The sequence below is a fragment of the Pseudomonas sp. TAA207 genome (assembly GCF_001529285.1).
GTDB lineage: Bacteria > Pseudomonadota > Gammaproteobacteria > Pseudomonadales > Pseudomonadaceae > Aquipseudomonas > Aquipseudomonas weihenstephanensis.
Genome location: NZ_LLWJ01000062.1, coordinates 65,420 through 80,469 on the forward strand (window position 1 = coordinate 65,420; position 15,050 = coordinate 80,469).

A 15,050-nucleotide genomic window follows, 5' to 3' on the forward strand; every position below is an offset into this window, starting at 1 on the left:
CTGGCTCCACGACCTGGACTCGAACCAGGGACCCAATGATTAACAGTCATTTGCTCTACCAACTGAGCTATCGCGGAATGGCGTCTATCTTACTGATATAAAAAGAGAAGTCAACACTTTGGATGACCTCTCTGTGGATTATTCAGATGACCTGAACAATCGCATCGGTAACGGCTTCAATGTTGCGCTGATTCAACGAAGCCACGCAGATTCGGCCGGTGTCGAGCGCGTAAATACCGAACTCTGCACGCAAGCGCGTCACTTGCTCAACGCTCAGGCCCGAGTACGAGAACATGCCGCGCTGACGCGCTACAAAGCTGAAATCATGCTCAGGGGCTTTTTTGGCCAGCAGCTCGACCATTTGCAGGCGCATGCCACGAATACGCAGGCGCATTTCTGCCAGTTCTTGTTCCCACATCGCGCGCAATTGCGGGCTGTTGAGCACAGCGGCCACAATGCTTGCGCCGTGAGTGGGCGGGTTGGAATAGTTGGTGCGGATTACACGCTTGACCTGAGACAGCACGCGCGCGCTCTCGTCTTTCGATTGCGTGATGATCGACAGTGCTCCCACACGTTCGCCGTACAGCGAGAACGACTTGGAGAACGAGCTGGATACAAAGAAGCTCAAGCCCGATTCGGCAAACAGGCGCACGGCCGAGGCGTCTTCTGCGATGCCATCGCCAAAGCCCTGATATGCCATGTCCAGGAACGGGATCAGCCCTTTGGCCTTTACCACGTCCAGTACGTTCTGCCAGTCGGCCGGGGTCAGGTCAACGCCGGTCGGGTTGTGGCAGCAGGCGTGCAGCACAACGATAGAACCGGCTGGCAACGCGTTCAGGTCTTCAAGCATGCCCGCACGATTTACATCGTGGGTCGCGGCATCGTAATAACGATAGTTGCGGACCGGAAAGCCTGCGGTTTCAAACAGGGCGCGATGGTTTTCCCAGCTTGGATCGCTGATCGCGACCACAGCACCGGGTTGCAGTTGCTTGAGGAAGTCTGCGCCGATTTTCAGTGCGCCAGTGCCGCCAACCGCTTGGGTGGTGATGACACGGCCAGCAGCCAGTAAAGGCGAGTCGGCGCCAAACAGCAGCGTTTGAACAGCCTGGTCGTAAGCCGCAATGCCATCAATGGGCAAATAACCGCGCGAGGCATGCTGGGCAACGCGAATCGTCTCGGCTTCAATAACGGCACGCAGGAGCGGAATTCGTCCCTCTTCGTTGCAGTAAACACCGACCCCCAGATTCACTTTGCTGGTACGGGTATCGGCGTTGAATGCTTCGTTGAGGCCCAGGATAGGATCGCGGGGTGCCATTTCGACAGCGGAGAACAGGCTCATTATTACGGCGGCTCTGAATAAGGAATGGAGGGGGTGACAACGCTCCAGCCGATTGCACTAGAGCGGTGCACAAACGGGGAGCAAGTATAAGCGCGATCACGATTCGGGCAACAGCCGATTCCCGGATTTGCTCAAGTATTTCAGTTTATTTACCGGCCACTGGTCTAATTGCAAACTTGATCCAAATAGCCGTGTCAGACGCACGCCTTGAAACAGTCGGCCACCAGCACCATATTTACCCGTATCCTGTTTTTGCCTGCGGCTTGCGTCGTGTGCAGTCTTTCTCGCGACTCTGAGGTCCATGCCTTTATAGACGCGCAACCAGAGGTCAGATATGTCCGATTTTCAGCTCGTTACCCGCTTTGAGCCGGCAGGCGACCAACCCGAAGCCATTCGCCAATTGATCGAAGGCATCGAGGCCGGTTTGTCGCACCAGACCCTGCTCGGGGTAACCGGGTCGGGCAAGACCTTCAGCATTGCCAATGTGATCGCGCACGTAAATCGTCCCACACTGGTGCTCGCGCCAAACAAAACCCTGGCCGCGCAGCTGTATGGCGAGTTCAAGTCGTTTTTCCCCAATAACGCGGTCGAATACTTCGTCTCTTATTACGACTACTACCAGCCCGAAGCCTATGTGCCCTCCTCCGATACGTTCATCGAGAAGGATGCGTCGATCAACGACCATATTGAGCAGATGCGACTTTCGGCGACCAAAGCGCTGCTGGAGCGCAAAGACGCGATCATCGTCACCACGGTGTCGTGCATCTACGGCTTGGGCAGCCCCGAAACGTATTTGAAGATGGTGTTGCACATCGATCGCGGCGACAAACTCGACCAGCGCGAATTGCTGCGCCGTTTGGCTGACCTGCAATACACCCGCAACGACATGGATTTTGCCCGTGCCACCTTCCGTGTACGCGGCGACGTGATCGACATTTACCCGGCCGAGTCCGACCTGGAAGCCGTGCGCATCGAACTGTTCGACGATGAAGTCGAAAGCATCAGTGCGTTCGACCCGCTGACCGGCGAAGTGATTCGCAAAATGCCACGCTTCACCTTCTACCCCAAGAGCCACTACGTCACACCGCGCGAAACCCTGCTCGATGCGGTTGAAGGCATCAAGGTGGAACTCAAGGAGCGCCTCGATTACCTGCGCGCCAACAACAAACTGGTTGAAGCCCAACGACTGGAGCAGCGCACCCGCTTCGATCTGGAAATGATCATGGAGCTGGGCTACTGCAACGGCATCGAAAACTACTCGCGCTACCTCTCGGGCCGCGACTCGGGTGCCGCACCACCGACCCTGTTTGACTACCTGCCGGCCGACGCACTGCTGGTGATTGATGAATCCCACGTCAGCGTGCCGCAAGTCGGCGCGATGTATAAAGGCGACCGCTCACGCAAGGAAACGTTGGTGGAGTACGGCTTCCGCCTGCCTTCGGCGCTGGATAACCGGCCCATGCGCTTCGACGAATGGGAACGTATCAGCCCGCAGACCATTTTCGTCTCCGCCACCCCCGGTAATTACGAGGCCGAGCACGCAGGGCGCGTGGTTGAACAAGTGGTGCGCCCCACCGGTCTGGTGGACCCGCAAATCGAAATCCGTCCGGCGCTGACCCAGGTCGACGACCTGCTGTCAGAGATCGGTAAACGTGTCGCGCTGGGAGAGCGGGTATTGGTCACCACCTTGACCAAACGCATGTCTGAAGACCTGACCGATTACCTGGCCGACCACGGCGTGCGCGTGCGCTATCTGCACTCCGACATCGACACCGTGGAGCGGGTCGAAATCATCCGCGACTTGCGCCTGGGGGTGTTTGACGTGCTGGTGGGCATCAACTTGCTGCGCGAAGGTCTGGACATGCCAGAAGTGTCACTGGTGGCCATTCTTGACGCTGACAAGGAAGGCTTCTTGCGCTCCGAACGCTCACTGATCCAGACCATTGGCCGAGCCGCACGTAACCTCAATGGCCGGGCGATTTTGTACGCGGACCGCATCACCGGGTCGATGGAACGCGCCATCGGCGAAACCGAACGACGCCGGGAAAAACAGATCGCCTTCAACCTGGCCAATGGCATTACGCCAAAAGGCGTGTTCAAGGACGTGGCCGACATCATGGAAGGCGCCACCGTGCCGGGTTCGCGCAGCAAGAAGCGCAAAGGCATGGCCAAGGCCGCCGAAGAAAACGCCAAGTACGAAAACGAACTGCGTTCACCGAGCGAAATCAGCAAACGCATTCGCCAGCTGGAAGAAAAAATGTACGCACTGGCCCGCGATCTGGAGTTCGAAGCGGCGGCACAGATGCGCGACGAAATTGGCAAACTGCGCGAGCGCTTGTTACAGGTTTAACCCTTGATCTGTAGTCGCTGTCGCAGGCTGCGATACTGTCCATCGCAGCCTGCGGCAGCGACTACAGAGAGTCATTCTCTTCGAACATCACCGCGTACAGCACCCTCGAACGACAAGGAAGCCCATGACTGCCGCCAACACCCAAAAGCCCTTTGTGCCGGGCCGGCTCGAACAGGTATCGACCCGCATTGCCTTCTTTATTGCCGGGTTCGGTCTGGCCGCCTGGGCACCGTTGGTGCCTTATGCCAAAGCCCGTGCCGGGCTGGATGAGGCCACGCTTGGGCTGTTGCTGTTGTGCCTGGGCGCAGGCTCGATTCTGGCGATGCCGATCGCGGGCCTGCTGGCCACGCGGTTTGGCTGTCGCAAAGTCACCATTGGCGGCACGCTGCTGATTTGTCTGGCCTTGCCGCTGCTGGCCACCGCCAGCAGTATTCCCTTATTGATTGCCACACTGTTTATTTTTGGTGCCGGGCTGGGGGTGGTCGATTCCACCGTCAACCTGCAAGCCGTGATCGTCGAGCGCGCCAGTGGGCGCAACATGATGTCGGGCTTTCATGGCCTGTTCAGTGTCGGCGGGATTGCCGGTGCTGCGGGGGTCAGTGCTTTGCTCGCGCTGGGTTTGTCGCCACTGTGGGCGATTGCAGTGGTGATTGTGCTCATCCTCGGCGCGCTGGCCAAAGCCGCCCCGCACCTGCTGCCTTATGGCAGTGAAAGCAGCGGCCCGGCCTTTGCCATCCCCCACGGCGTGGTGCTGTTTATCGGTGCACTGTGCTTTATCGTGTTTTTGGCCGAAGGCGCGATGCTCGACTGGAGCGCGGTGTTTTTAACCACTGAAAAAAGCATGGGCGATGCCTATGCCGGGCTTGGCTACGCGGCGTTTGCCTTGACCATGACTGCCGGACGCTTGTTCGGTGACACGGTGGTCAAGCGCCTGGGGCCGACACGCGTGATTGTGATGGGCGGATTATTCGCCGCGCTGGGGATGGGACTGGCCACGCTGGCACCGGGCTGGGAAGTGGCGCTGCTCGGTTATGCACTGGTCGGGGTGGGATGCTCAAACATTGTGCCGGTGCTGTACTCCGCCGTGGGCAAGCAAACCGTGATGCCCGAGCACATTGCCGTGCCGGCCATCACTACCCTGGGTTACGCAGGCATTCTGGCAGGCCCGGCCGCTATCGGCTTTATCGCGCATGCCAGCAGCTTGAGTGCCGCGTTCCTGTTGATCACCGCCCTGCTGGTGGCCGTGGCCATCAGCGGACGCATTTTGCGGGTTTAACTGCACATTCCCCGTAGGCGCTGACGATCGCTGCCGCGCACGGTTCGTCAGCGCCTGCGCTGCCAGGCACTCGGCGGGTTAAAACCCGACGCTGGCCTGCACGAAGAACGTACGCGGTTCACCCAGATACAGCCCTGAGTTGTTGTCGCTGGAACGGGTGAAGTACTCCTGATTGAACAGGTTTTTGATCCCCGCTCCGACTTTCAGGTTTGACGCTTCTGGCCCGAAGTCATAGCCCACGCGCGTGGTCCACGTTGCATAACCATGAATGTCGCCGTACTGGCCATCTGCGGTCGGCTCAGTGATGTACACCCCGCCCGTTCCCGGTGCGCGCTGTTTGGACTGGGCAAACATGTCCACGTTGTAGGTCCAGCGATTGACCGCGTAACGCAGCCCCAGGTTGACCACCTGGCGCGAATACAACGGCAAGTCACGGCCTTTGAAGTTCAAAATGTCGCCTTCAGAAGTGGCCTTGGTGTAGGTAAAACCTGCATTGGCCGTCAAGCCGTCAAGGCGCGGGTCCAGGCTCGCCAAATCATAGTGAATCGAGGTTTCCAGCCCTTGGTGTTTGGTCGCGCCCAGGTTGGTCCAGCCGATGTCGTTGCTGATGTATTGCAGTTCATCGGCAAAGTCGATGTAGAACAACGTGACTTCACCGCCCCACACGCCATTGTCATAGCGCGTGCCCAACTCATAGGTCTTGGCTTTTTCAGGTCGCAAACCGGCGGCGGTCTGATCGCCGGTGCCGCCCTGCCCCAACTGGAAATACTGCAAGCTGCCAAACGAGGTTTCGTAGTTGGCAAAGAGCTTCCAGGCGTCCGAGAGGTGGTACATCACGCTCAACGCCGGTAACGCTTCGTTGCTGTCGATGCTGCGGTTCTTTTCCTGCACCGGCTTGCCTTTGGCGTCCAGCACCGGGCGGTCGTGCCATTGCGTACTGATGCGCTCAAAGCGAATGCCGGGGGTCACGGTCCAGTTGCCTACATCAATTTTGTCGTCGATGTAGAACGAGTTAGCCTCCGTGCCACCGGTACGGTCCTGATACACATGTCCGTCGCCTTTTGGCCCCACCACGGGCACATTGTTGACCAACTGAAGTTGGCTGGCCTGCTCGTGCATGGCTTCTTTGAGGTAGCGATAACCGACTCCGACCTCCTGCGTAACCGGCCCCAGCGTAAACACATGGGACAGCCGCGGTTCGATGCCGTAGGTGTGATAGTTGCGCGGATACGAGGCCAGCGTTTCAAGGTTGCGCGAGGCAATGTTGCTGCCACGAAAACTGTCGGTGTAATAGGTCAGCACTTCAAACTGGGTCTGATCGTCAATCTGTCGCAGGTACTTGAAGGACACGTCCTTGCGCCGTCCGCTGAAACCGTCATAGTCGCGCACTGACTGATACGGGTCGGCATCAAACTGCTTGCGCGTCAGACCGCCGGGCATGTCAGCGGTCGCATCGTAATAGTGAAAATTGAGACTGAAATCGTCTTGATCGGTCGGGGCCCAGTGGGTTTTGAGCAACACGTCGTCAATGTCGTTGTCATTGTTGCGCGCGCGGTAACCATCGCCCTTGACGCCGGAGTACAACAGCGCGGCACCGATGCCGTTGTCTGCCGTGCCGCCCAAAAAGGCCGTTTCCATGTGCTTCCAACCGCCGCGCTCGGAGGTTTCAAGCGTGGTGCCGACTTCACCCTGGAACGTCTCGGGAATGGCGCGAGTCACAAAGTTGATCACACCACCCACGTTCTGCGGCCCGTAACGCACCGAACCGGCGCCGCGCACCACATCAATGCTGTCCAGATTGCCCGCCGAGATCGGTGCCATCGACAACTGCGGCTGACCGTAGGGCGCGAACGCTGCCGGAATGCCGTCAATCAATACCGTGGAGCGCGGCGACAAGCGCGAGGTGAGGCCGCGCACCCCCACGTTCAAGGAAATATCGCTGCCACCGGTGCCGTTGGAATCTTGCACCTGCACGCCGGGAATGCCTTTGAGCACATCGCGCACATTCATTGCGCCCTGCTCGACCATCGCTTCGCGGCGTACCACGGTGCGCGCACCCGGATGGTTTTGCACCACCGATTCGTTAGCATCGCCCAGCCAGTTACCCACCACTTTTACGTCCAGCGGTGCCAGTTCCAGTGTGCCGCTGCCTACTGATGCGCTGCTCACAGGCGCTTCGCGCAGCGTCACCGCATCGCCGCTCAACTCGTAACTCAGGCCACTGCCTTGCAGCAACTCGCTCAGTGCCTGTTCAGGTGACAAGTTGCCGTTGACCGCCGGTGCGTGTTTGCCAGCCACCAGCTGTGGGCTGAAAAACACTTGCAAGGCGGTCTGTTGTGCCAACTGGCTCAAGGCTGCGCCCAACGGTTGGGCCTGAATGTGAATGGCGCTCGACGCAGACTCATTGGCAAACGCGGCAGGCACCGCTGCACTGACCGCCAGGGCCAGCGCCAAGGGCAGCCACCGCGCTCGGGGGGAGGAAAGTGGAGTACTCAGAGCTGAGTGGAACGAAGAAAATCGTCCACGGAAATTATTGTTTTTCACGTCGAGTCTTGCCCTATTGATCGCATCTTGAGTGCGACTGTTAATGCAAACCAGTCTCAGTTGTTCAAGAAGACGAAGAACTCGAAAAAAACCTGAATCTATCGCGCAATTATTTCCTGACTGCCATCGGCGTGGGTCTGGATAACCACCGGCAGAATTTTGGGCAAGGCGCTGAGCAGCGCATCGGTGTCATCCACTTTGAACACACTCGACAGGCGCAATTGCGCCAGCGCCGGGTTGCTCACACGTAACGGCTTCTGGCGATAGCGCGATACCTGGGCCGCCACTTCTTGCAGGGTGGCATCGTCAAACACCAACTGCCCTTTGCGCCAGGCGGTCAGCGCCTGGGCATTCACCGCATACGCCGCTGCCACCTGCCCTTGCGCCGTGACGTAGGTGCCCAGACCCGCCGTCAAATTGACCTGCGTGTTGGCGTCAGCCCCTTGCACCTGCACATGGCCCGACTCGACGACCACTTGGGTTTGATCACCCTCAAGGCGTACATCAAAGCGCGTACCGGTGACCGTTACTTGCCCCGGCCCGGCCTGCACGACAAAAGGTCGATCGCTGTCGTGGGCCACACTGAACATGGCCTCCCCCTGCTCCAGCTCAACATGGCGCTGGCGACGTTCAAAGTTGACGCGCAAGCGGCTGCGGCTATTGAGCTCAAGGTGTGTGCCATCGGGCAACGTCACGCTGCGCCGCTCGCCAAGGGCGGTCGCGAATTGGGCTTGATACCCCGCCGATGTGTGCTGATAGCCCCATACCCCGGCGCCTGCGGCGATGGCAACCAGGCTGGCCGCCAGCCCGTAACGCAACACCGAACGACGTTTGAGCGGCGTTGCGGGCGGCTCACATAACGCCTGCAAGCGCGCCTTGGGCAATACGTCGGTGGCCGACCATAGGGTCAGCAGCCATTGGTATTCCGCTTCATGGCTGGGGTGCTGCGCCCGCCATGCGGCCAATTCCAGCTGCTGCGCGGCACTCATGGCCTGCCCTTGAGCACGCGCAAACCAGGTGGCGGCGGCGTCACGCACGCTTGCGCTGTCACAGCTACGGTCACGGGTATCCATCATGGAATCCTTACGGGTGCTGGCGGTAAACCGTTCAAGCGTGTCTGGCAACCTGACCTCTTCACGGAGCCTCCACGCGTTCACGCAGATGGCGCAGGGTGCGGATCATATACTTTTCCACCATGTTCTTGCTCAACCCCAGGCGCTCGGCAATCTCGGCCTGGGTCAAGCCTTCAATCTTCTGCCAGACGAAAACCTTGCGGCAATTGAGTGGCAGCTCCAGCAATGCCCGTTCAACCGACTCAGCCAACTGGATAGCGCGCATGTACTGCTCCGGGTCGCCCGCTTCGGACGAACTTGGGGGAACGGCTGCCTGCTCCTTGGCGTCGCGTAGCTCTTCACGGCGAAAACCATCGACCGCGATATTGCGGGCGGTCTGGTGTAAATAGGCACGCGGCTGCTCGACTGCATCCGAGTCGGATTCGAGCACGCGCACGAAGGTGTCATGGGCCAGGTCCTGCGCCTGCTGGCGATTGCGCAGGCGGCGGGTCCAGGTGCCAATCAACTCTTCGTAATGGTCAAAAAAGCCCGTTCGACGGGGCGGTTTATGCGTCATTGCTCTGGGCTATGAAGGCGGGGCGCGAATAGTAATGCTTCCTATTAAAGCCAGCAATCACTGTGACGCCCCGCTAACATCAGTTGTTCAAATCAATGGGTTTTAACGCCTCCCACGACTCGACAGGACCTGGGGCTTGCGCATAACTCCCGCCGCCCAGACATACCGCGATTTTGTTAACCGCGTTGATGGCACTGCTCACCGCTCCCTCGGCCCAGCCACCCGTCCATGAAACATCATCGCCAGCCAACACAAACCCATCAGGATTGCCCTGCGCAACGCCCGTCATAAACTGGGAAAAAATGCGCCGCTGGTATTCATAGTGACCCGGCAGGTTCATCTTGAAAGCACCCAAATGGAAAGGCTGGTCTTCCCAGTTGTATTCGATAAAGGCATTGCTCGTGCTGAAATGCTCACCCAGCTTGATGTCAGGGTAAATATTCTCAAGCAACGTGGTACACAATTGAGCGTGCGACAACGATGCCCTGTCGCCGAGAAACTTCAACGCGTCATCATTCCACGTGTAGGACAAATAGATGCCACTGCCCCTATGCTTGCCGCGGCTATCGCCGTAATCCACAAGGTAAGTGCCACGTGTCAAACGGTCTGACAGCGTGACACTCATCTTGCGCGGGCTTCCCTCGGGGGGTGTTTCGTTCCAGAACGCTGAGGTCGTGGCTGCAAAAATTTTTGCGGATTGCATGTAATGGGTGTTCATGATCGCTTCCCAGGTTTCAGCAGGAAGCAAGGCCAGCTCAGGATTCAAACTCTGCGGGGTATTGGCGTAGCGCATCTTGTCCAGTATCCGCACATGAGGTGTATAGACGACAAAATCAAAGGGGTGCCAGTCCGCTTGCCCGTCAGTTGAGTTGTCTTGAATCAATACCGAAAAACCGCCATCAGCCTCACGCTTTATATCCCGAACCTCTTGGTTGAAGGGGGTTGCCAACACGGCTTTGCTTAGCGATTCAACGCTTTTGTCGTTCGCCCATTCAACGCACGCATCCCCAAGGTCACGCGCGGTGCTTGACCACAGTTTTTGCGGCAGGGTTGAAGAGCCGTCATACATTAACGCGTGATCAGCATCCAGCCCGGTGTAAAGCACGCGCAACAATTCAAGAATGCTATTGGGATAATTGGTATTCCAGCCGCCTGTACCGAAACCGATTTGTCCAAACAAATCAATATCCTGTTTGCTCCACCCAGACTCTTGTAACAAAGCAGCATAAAAACTTACATCATCCCAACTTCTGCCATCCGCTAATTTAAGCAGGCCATTCCACAACTGTTTTATAAGGGCCTGATCAATTGTCCCTTCCGTCATGGCGGCTTCAATTTTTTCGAAGTTAAAAGGTTCTCCTCCCACAAAATTTTCAAAAAACTCAGTTTCAAGCTGCACGTATTCAGCGGGTTTGGGAAAGGCCTCACTCTGATTTTCGTAGTAGTTGGTTGTGCCCTTGAAATCAACCACAGTACTGACGGCTGCATCAGAACCGGGATTTGGAAAAGGCGCCGAATTGAGGTTCATTCCAACTTTGTTGAAATAATGAAACAGGGCCTTTCCGGATGCAGGAAAGCGCATGGCCCCCAGTTCACAGATCACCTGCTTGTCCGGATTTGCAGGATCACCTTGCAGCACTGAATACAAACGCCCGCCAATTCTGTCAGTGGCCTCGACAACAACCGGATGCAGGCCCATTTTCATTAATTCATAGGCTGCGACCATCCCACACACGCCAGCCCCTACAACCAGGACCGTTTTTGTGCCGTGCAACAGCGGATCAATCTGGCATAAAGGCCTGGCTTGAGCCTGCGCATCATCGAGATATTGACCGTAGTGAAATGGGAAATCCGGAATCAAAGCCGTGACATTTTTATTGGCCAGATGCGGGGATTTAAGCGAACGCGAAGGGATCGACGACATGACTGCACTCCATACATTCCATGACATTCCTTTGGCATAAACACTATGCGAGCAGCCAAAACAGCCACCTGAAACAAGTCCAGTCCAAATTAACCCACGCGACAAGTAGAAAACCCCTATATATCGACCAGCGGCAATCCGTCACCATAGACAGGCAAACGTCAAAGTTTAGAAATCCATAAAGTAATTATTTGTCATGTCTTATTCTCATATTTAGACCCATGAATAACACTGCCCCGACATCACGCAACGTCGACGACAGCGGCTGTGTGCGAGCCGCAAAAAGACCTATAACAAAAGATGAGGATGCCCAATGAGCCTTGACAACCCGACTGCCCCTGCGCGCCCAAAAATTGAAGTTCGCTCCATTGATTATGTGCCGCGCAGCGAGCGCCACGGCAAGGTGTGGCATCAAGCGCCATTCTGGTTCACAGGCAATTTCGTGTTGACCACTATGGTCACCGGCTTCACCGGACCTGCGTTGGGCATGGGCGCACTTTATTCAATACTGGCCATTGTATTGGGTGTCGGTTTCGGGACCTTTTTCATGGCCTTGCATGCCAATCAGGGGCCACGCATGGGCCTGCCACAAATGATCCAGTCGCGAGCGCAATTCGGTCTGCGTGGCGCTATCGTCCCCTTCGCAGCGGTTGTGTTTGTTTACATTGGCTTCAATGTGTTCAACGTTATCCTTGCCACCGATGCCATCAATACCGTACTGCCCGGCGTGCGCGCCCCTTGGTATCTGTTACTGATTCTGGTCGCCGTGCTGCTGGCGATCATCGGGCATGATCTTTTGCACACCGTGCAACGCTGGCTGACATACGTGATGATTTCAGTGTTCGGGGTGCTGACTGTCAGTGCATTGATGACATTGCAAATGGATGCAGCCTTGGCAAACGCCCATTTTTCATGGAGCGCATTTCTGATCCAGCTCTCTGCCGCAGCCGGTTACCAAATCAGTTATGCCGTGTATGTGTCCGATTACTCGCGCTATCTGCCCCATGACACCCCGACGGGCAAGGTGGTGTTCTGGACCTATCTGGGTGCCGCAGGCTCTGCACTATGGCTGATGTCGCTGGGTGCATTTCTCGCCTCTGCCCTGCCGGTCCCGGATGCCATTGGCAGCGTGCGCGAAGTCGGCAACCACTTCTACCCCGGCCTTGGCACCTTTACGATCCTGATAGCAGTACCGTCACTGATCGGCATTATGGCCATCAACTGTTATGGCGCCATGCTCACCAGCCTCAGTGCCATCGACGGATTTCGCAAGGTCAGGCCGAGCCTCAAAGTGCGCGTCGCGGGCATTCTGATCATTTCTACTGCCGTGTTTCTGATAACCCTGTCGATTCCGTCGAGTTACCTCAGTAGCTTCAACACCTTCGTATTGCTGATGCTGTATTTGCTCGTACCCTGGACAGCCGTTAACTTGGTCGATTTTTATGGTGTGCGCAAAGGCCGATACGCCATCAGTGAAATATTCAATCCGTCGGGTATCTACGGCCTGTGGAATAAAGCCGGCCTGGTGGCCTACTGCACGGCACTGATCGCAATGGTTCCCTTCATGTCACTCGACTTTTACCAAGGGCCTGCTGTTCAGGCGCTGGGTGGGGCTGACGTGGCTTTTTTCATCGGCTTACTGGTCGCCAGCACGGTCTACTGGAGCATGACCCGCACGCTGGACTCAACACTGGAAACACCCTTTATCGACCACAGCGACTGCCTGCTTGAGGAGCAAATGAAATGACCCCACACACCGTGGTCGCATGCTGTCAATTGGCACCTAGAGTGGGTGATGTTGCACATAATCGTGAAATTTCCTTGCAGGCCATACACAACGCAGCCCGCCAAGGGGCACAGGTCATCGTCTTGCCAGAGTTGATGCAAAGCGGCTATGTATTCACCGATCACGCACACGCGCTGAACCTTGCAAAAACAGCCACCGGCGCGACGGTATCGGCCTGGTGCGAGGCTGCCAGGGCGCTGGACATTGTCATCGTGGCCGGTTTTTGCGAGCGATTGGATAGCACCCGGGTGAGTAACAGCGCGGCACTCATTGACGTAAGCGGCGTACAGGCGATCTATCGCAAAGCGCACCTGTGGGACCAGGAAAAACACATCTTCACGCCAGGTAATGAGCCGCCTCCCGTGGTACAGACCCGTTTTGGGCTGATTGGCATGATGATCTGTTTTGATCTGGAGTTTCCGGAGTGGGTTCGCTTGCCAGCGTTGGCGGGAGCCGAACTGCTTTGTGCGCCCGTCAACTGGCCAGCCAGCCCGCGCCCCGTCTCAGAGCGGCCTTGCGAAGTGGTCAGGGTTCAGGCCAACGCAGCTGTCAACCGGATGTTTATCGCGGCCTGCGACCGTACGGGCACAGAACGTAATGTGGACTGGGTGGGCGGATCGGTGATCGTGGATGCCGACGGTTATCCATTGGCCGGACCACTGGAAACACCGTCAAACGGACCAGCAATGATTCTGGCCACCCTTGACTTGAAGCAAGCCCGCCATAAACGCATCAGTGCGTTGAACCATGTTCATGCGGATCGCCGCACTGATCTGTATGACAGCGCTCGGCGGGCCTGAGCGCTAAGGTTTTCTCTAAGCGTAAACCTGCACTACAGGTCCACCTTGGCCACCAGGCGCCGCTCGACATGATTGCCCCGCGCAAAGCCGAACCGGCGGGCGGTGAGCAGCCCGACCATGCCCATCAACGCACAAAACACCACGCACACCCACGGGCTCCACGGCATCAGCGCGATCAGCAGCAGCGGTGTGGTGCTGGCCCACAGCGCATAAGCGATGTTGTAGGTAAACGAAATCCCCGAAACCCGGATCGGTGCCGGGAACAGCCCCACCATCACCGACGGCACCACGCCGACAATGCCGCAGGTTAAGCCGGCAAAAGCGTACGCCAGCCCCGGCAGCGCCCACTGCCCGACCAGGCTGGCGTAAAGCAGGCCAATGCCCAGCGGCAGCAACAGGCTGTACAGCACAATACTGCGCCACACGCCTATGCGGTCGACGATCAGCCCGGCCAACACGCAGCCCAGGTTCAAGAACACAATACCCAGGCTGCTCAGGGCGAACGTGTGGCTGGCGTCCATCCCGAACCGCTGCTGCATCACGGTGGGAGTAATCACCACAAACACCACCACGGCACTGGTCAACACACAGGTCAGCAACGCGGCCGGCAGCAAAGCACTGCGATGATCGCGCAGCACGGTACGCAACGGGAACTCGGCCCGGCCCTCTGTGCGCTCGCGCAACGCCAAAAACACAGGGGTTTCGCTCAGCCAGCGGCGCAGCCACACACCTATCACACCAAACACGCCGCCCAGCAAAAACGGATAACGCCATGCGTAATCGAGGATTTGCTCCGGGGTAAACAACTGCGCCAACACCGTGGCAGTCAACGCACCCAGCAAGTAACCAAAGGTTAATCCGGCCTGCAAAAAGCCCAGTGCATACCCGCGACGCCCCGCCGGTGCGTGCTCGGCCACAAACACCCAGGCGCTGGGCACCTCGCCACCGACTGCTGCACCTTGCAGGATGCGCAGGGCCAACAGAATCAAGGGCGCGAAGTAGCCGATGTCTTCGTAGGTGGGCATGATCCCGATCAGCAAACACGGGAGCGCCATCATTAAAATACTCAGGCTGAAGACTCGCTTGCGGCCCAAATGGTCAGCAAAGTGCGCCATCAAAATCCCGCCCAGCGGCCGCGCCAGATAACCGGTGACGAAGATGCCAAAGCTTTGCAACAAGCGCAGCCACTCAGGCATGTCCGGCGGGAAAAACAACTGACTGAGGGTCAGGGCGAAAAACACGAAAATGATGAAATCGTAGATTTCCAACGCCCCGCCCAAAGCCGCCAATCCCAAGGTTCGGTAGTCAGAACGGGAAAAGCGCACCCCGCAGGGTTGAGTATCAGCAGGCATAAATACGCTCAATATTAAAAGGACACGCCTCAGCAGACGCAGCGATCAGG

Annotated in this window: 10 protein-coding genes and 1 tRNA gene; 4 read left to right on the forward strand and 7 right to left on the reverse strand. The window is 57.5% G+C overall.

Features of this window, described 5'->3' with window-relative positions:
* Position 1: 1 nt before the first annotated feature.
* Positions 2 to 77, reverse strand: a tRNA-Asn gene (locus AP059_RS08595).
* Positions 78 to 142: 65 nt separating this feature from the next.
* Positions 143 to 1,339, reverse strand: a complete 1,197-nt coding sequence (locus AP059_RS08600; RefSeq protein WP_059762847.1) for an amino acid aminotransferase — start codon at positions 1,337 to 1,339, stop codon at positions 143 to 145.
* 334 nt (positions 1,340 to 1,673) lie between these two features.
* Here AP059_RS08600 and uvrB point away from each other — a divergent pair, with 334 nt between their 5' ends.
* A complete protein-coding gene (uvrB, locus tag AP059_RS08605) occupies positions 1,674 to 3,689 on the forward strand; it encodes an excinuclease ABC subunit UvrB (RefSeq protein WP_059762848.1) in 2,016 nt (671 codons plus the stop codon).
* 124 nt (positions 3,690 to 3,813) lie between these two features.
* Positions 3,814 to 4,965: an MFS transporter gene (locus tag AP059_RS08610; protein WP_059762849.1), complete on the forward strand. Its 1,152-nt coding sequence runs from the start codon at positions 3,814 to 3,816 to the stop codon at positions 4,963 to 4,965.
* Positions 4,966 to 5,043: 78 nt separating this feature from the next.
* Here AP059_RS08610 and AP059_RS08615 read toward each other — a convergent pair whose 3' ends face one another.
* The 4 genes from AP059_RS08615 to AP059_RS08630 form a co-directional block, all read right to left on the reverse strand.
* On the reverse strand, positions 5,044 to 7,461 hold the full coding sequence (locus AP059_RS08615; RefSeq protein ID WP_059762908.1) for a TonB-dependent siderophore receptor: 2,418 nt from the start codon (positions 7,459 to 7,461) through the stop codon (positions 5,044 to 5,046).
* Positions 7,462 to 7,607: 146 nt separating this feature from the next.
* On the reverse strand, positions 7,608 to 8,585 hold the full coding sequence (locus tag AP059_RS08620) for a FecR family protein (protein ID WP_059762850.1): 978 nt from the start codon (positions 8,583 to 8,585) through the stop codon (positions 7,608 to 7,610).
* Between the two features lie 58 nt (positions 8,586 to 8,643).
* Positions 8,644 to 9,138 (reverse strand): sigma-70 family RNA polymerase sigma factor, encoded by a 495-nt coding sequence (locus AP059_RS08625; protein ID WP_059762851.1) that lies wholly within the window; start codon positions 9,136 to 9,138, stop codon positions 8,644 to 8,646.
* A gap of 79 nt (positions 9,139 to 9,217) precedes the next feature.
* Positions 9,218 to 11,062 carry a flavin monoamine oxidase family protein gene (locus AP059_RS08630; protein ID WP_059762852.1) on the reverse strand — a complete coding sequence of 615 codons (1,845 nt, stop codon included), beginning with the start codon at positions 11,060 to 11,062 and terminating at the stop codon, positions 9,218 to 9,220.
* Between the two features lie 313 nt (positions 11,063 to 11,375).
* On the opposite strand from AP059_RS08630, the gene AP059_RS08635 reads away from it, so the two are divergent.
* Positions 11,376 to 12,809 carry a purine-cytosine permease family protein gene (locus AP059_RS08635; protein WP_059762853.1) on the forward strand — a complete coding sequence of 478 codons (1,434 nt, stop codon included), beginning with the start codon at positions 11,376 to 11,378 and terminating at the stop codon, positions 12,807 to 12,809.
* Entirely contained in the window at positions 12,806 to 13,648 is an 843-nt protein-coding gene (locus AP059_RS08640; RefSeq protein WP_059762854.1) for a nitrilase family protein, read from the forward strand. Before AP059_RS08635 ends, AP059_RS08640 begins: the two co-directional genes overlap by 4 nt.
* A gap of 32 nt (positions 13,649 to 13,680) precedes the next feature.
* On the opposite strand, the gene AP059_RS08645 is transcribed toward AP059_RS08640, so the two are convergent.
* Positions 13,681 to 15,000, reverse strand: a complete 1,320-nt coding sequence (locus tag AP059_RS08645) for an MFS transporter (protein WP_059762855.1) — start codon at positions 14,998 to 15,000, stop codon at positions 13,681 to 13,683.
* Between the last annotated feature and the right edge of the window lie 50 nt (positions 15,001 to 15,050).

What these genes read in the sequence shown, in the direction of transcription:
- AP059_RS08620 (WP_059762850.1), bottom strand. Translation starts at nt 8,585, where the DNA reads ATGATGGATACCCGTGACCGTAGCTGTGACAGCGCAAGCGTGCGTGAC.
- AP059_RS08640 (WP_059762854.1), top strand. Translation starts at nt 12,806, where the DNA reads ATGACCCCACACACCGTGGTCGCATGCTGTCAATTGGCACCTAGAGTG.
- AP059_RS08625 (WP_059762851.1), bottom strand. Translation starts at nt 9,138, where the DNA reads ATGACGCATAAACCGCCCCGTCGAACGGGCTTTTTTGACCATTACGAA.
- uvrB (WP_059762848.1), top strand. Translation starts at nt 1,674, where the DNA reads ATGTCCGATTTTCAGCTCGTTACCCGCTTTGAGCCGGCAGGCGACCAA.
- AP059_RS08610 (WP_059762849.1), top strand. Translation starts at nt 3,814, where the DNA reads ATGACTGCCGCCAACACCCAAAAGCCCTTTGTGCCGGGCCGGCTCGAA.
- AP059_RS08635 (WP_059762853.1), top strand. Translation starts at nt 11,376, where the DNA reads ATGAGCCTTGACAACCCGACTGCCCCTGCGCGCCCAAAAATTGAAGTT.
- AP059_RS08630 (WP_059762852.1), bottom strand. Translation starts at nt 11,062, where the DNA reads ATGTCGTCGATCCCTTCGCGTTCGCTTAAATCCCCGCATCTGGCCAAT.
- AP059_RS08600 (WP_059762847.1), bottom strand. Translation starts at nt 1,339, where the DNA reads ATGAGCCTGTTCTCCGCTGTCGAAATGGCACCCCGCGATCCTATCCTG.
- AP059_RS08645 (WP_059762855.1), bottom strand. Translation starts at nt 15,000, where the DNA reads ATGCCTGCTGATACTCAACCCTGCGGGGTGCGCTTTTCCCGTTCTGAC.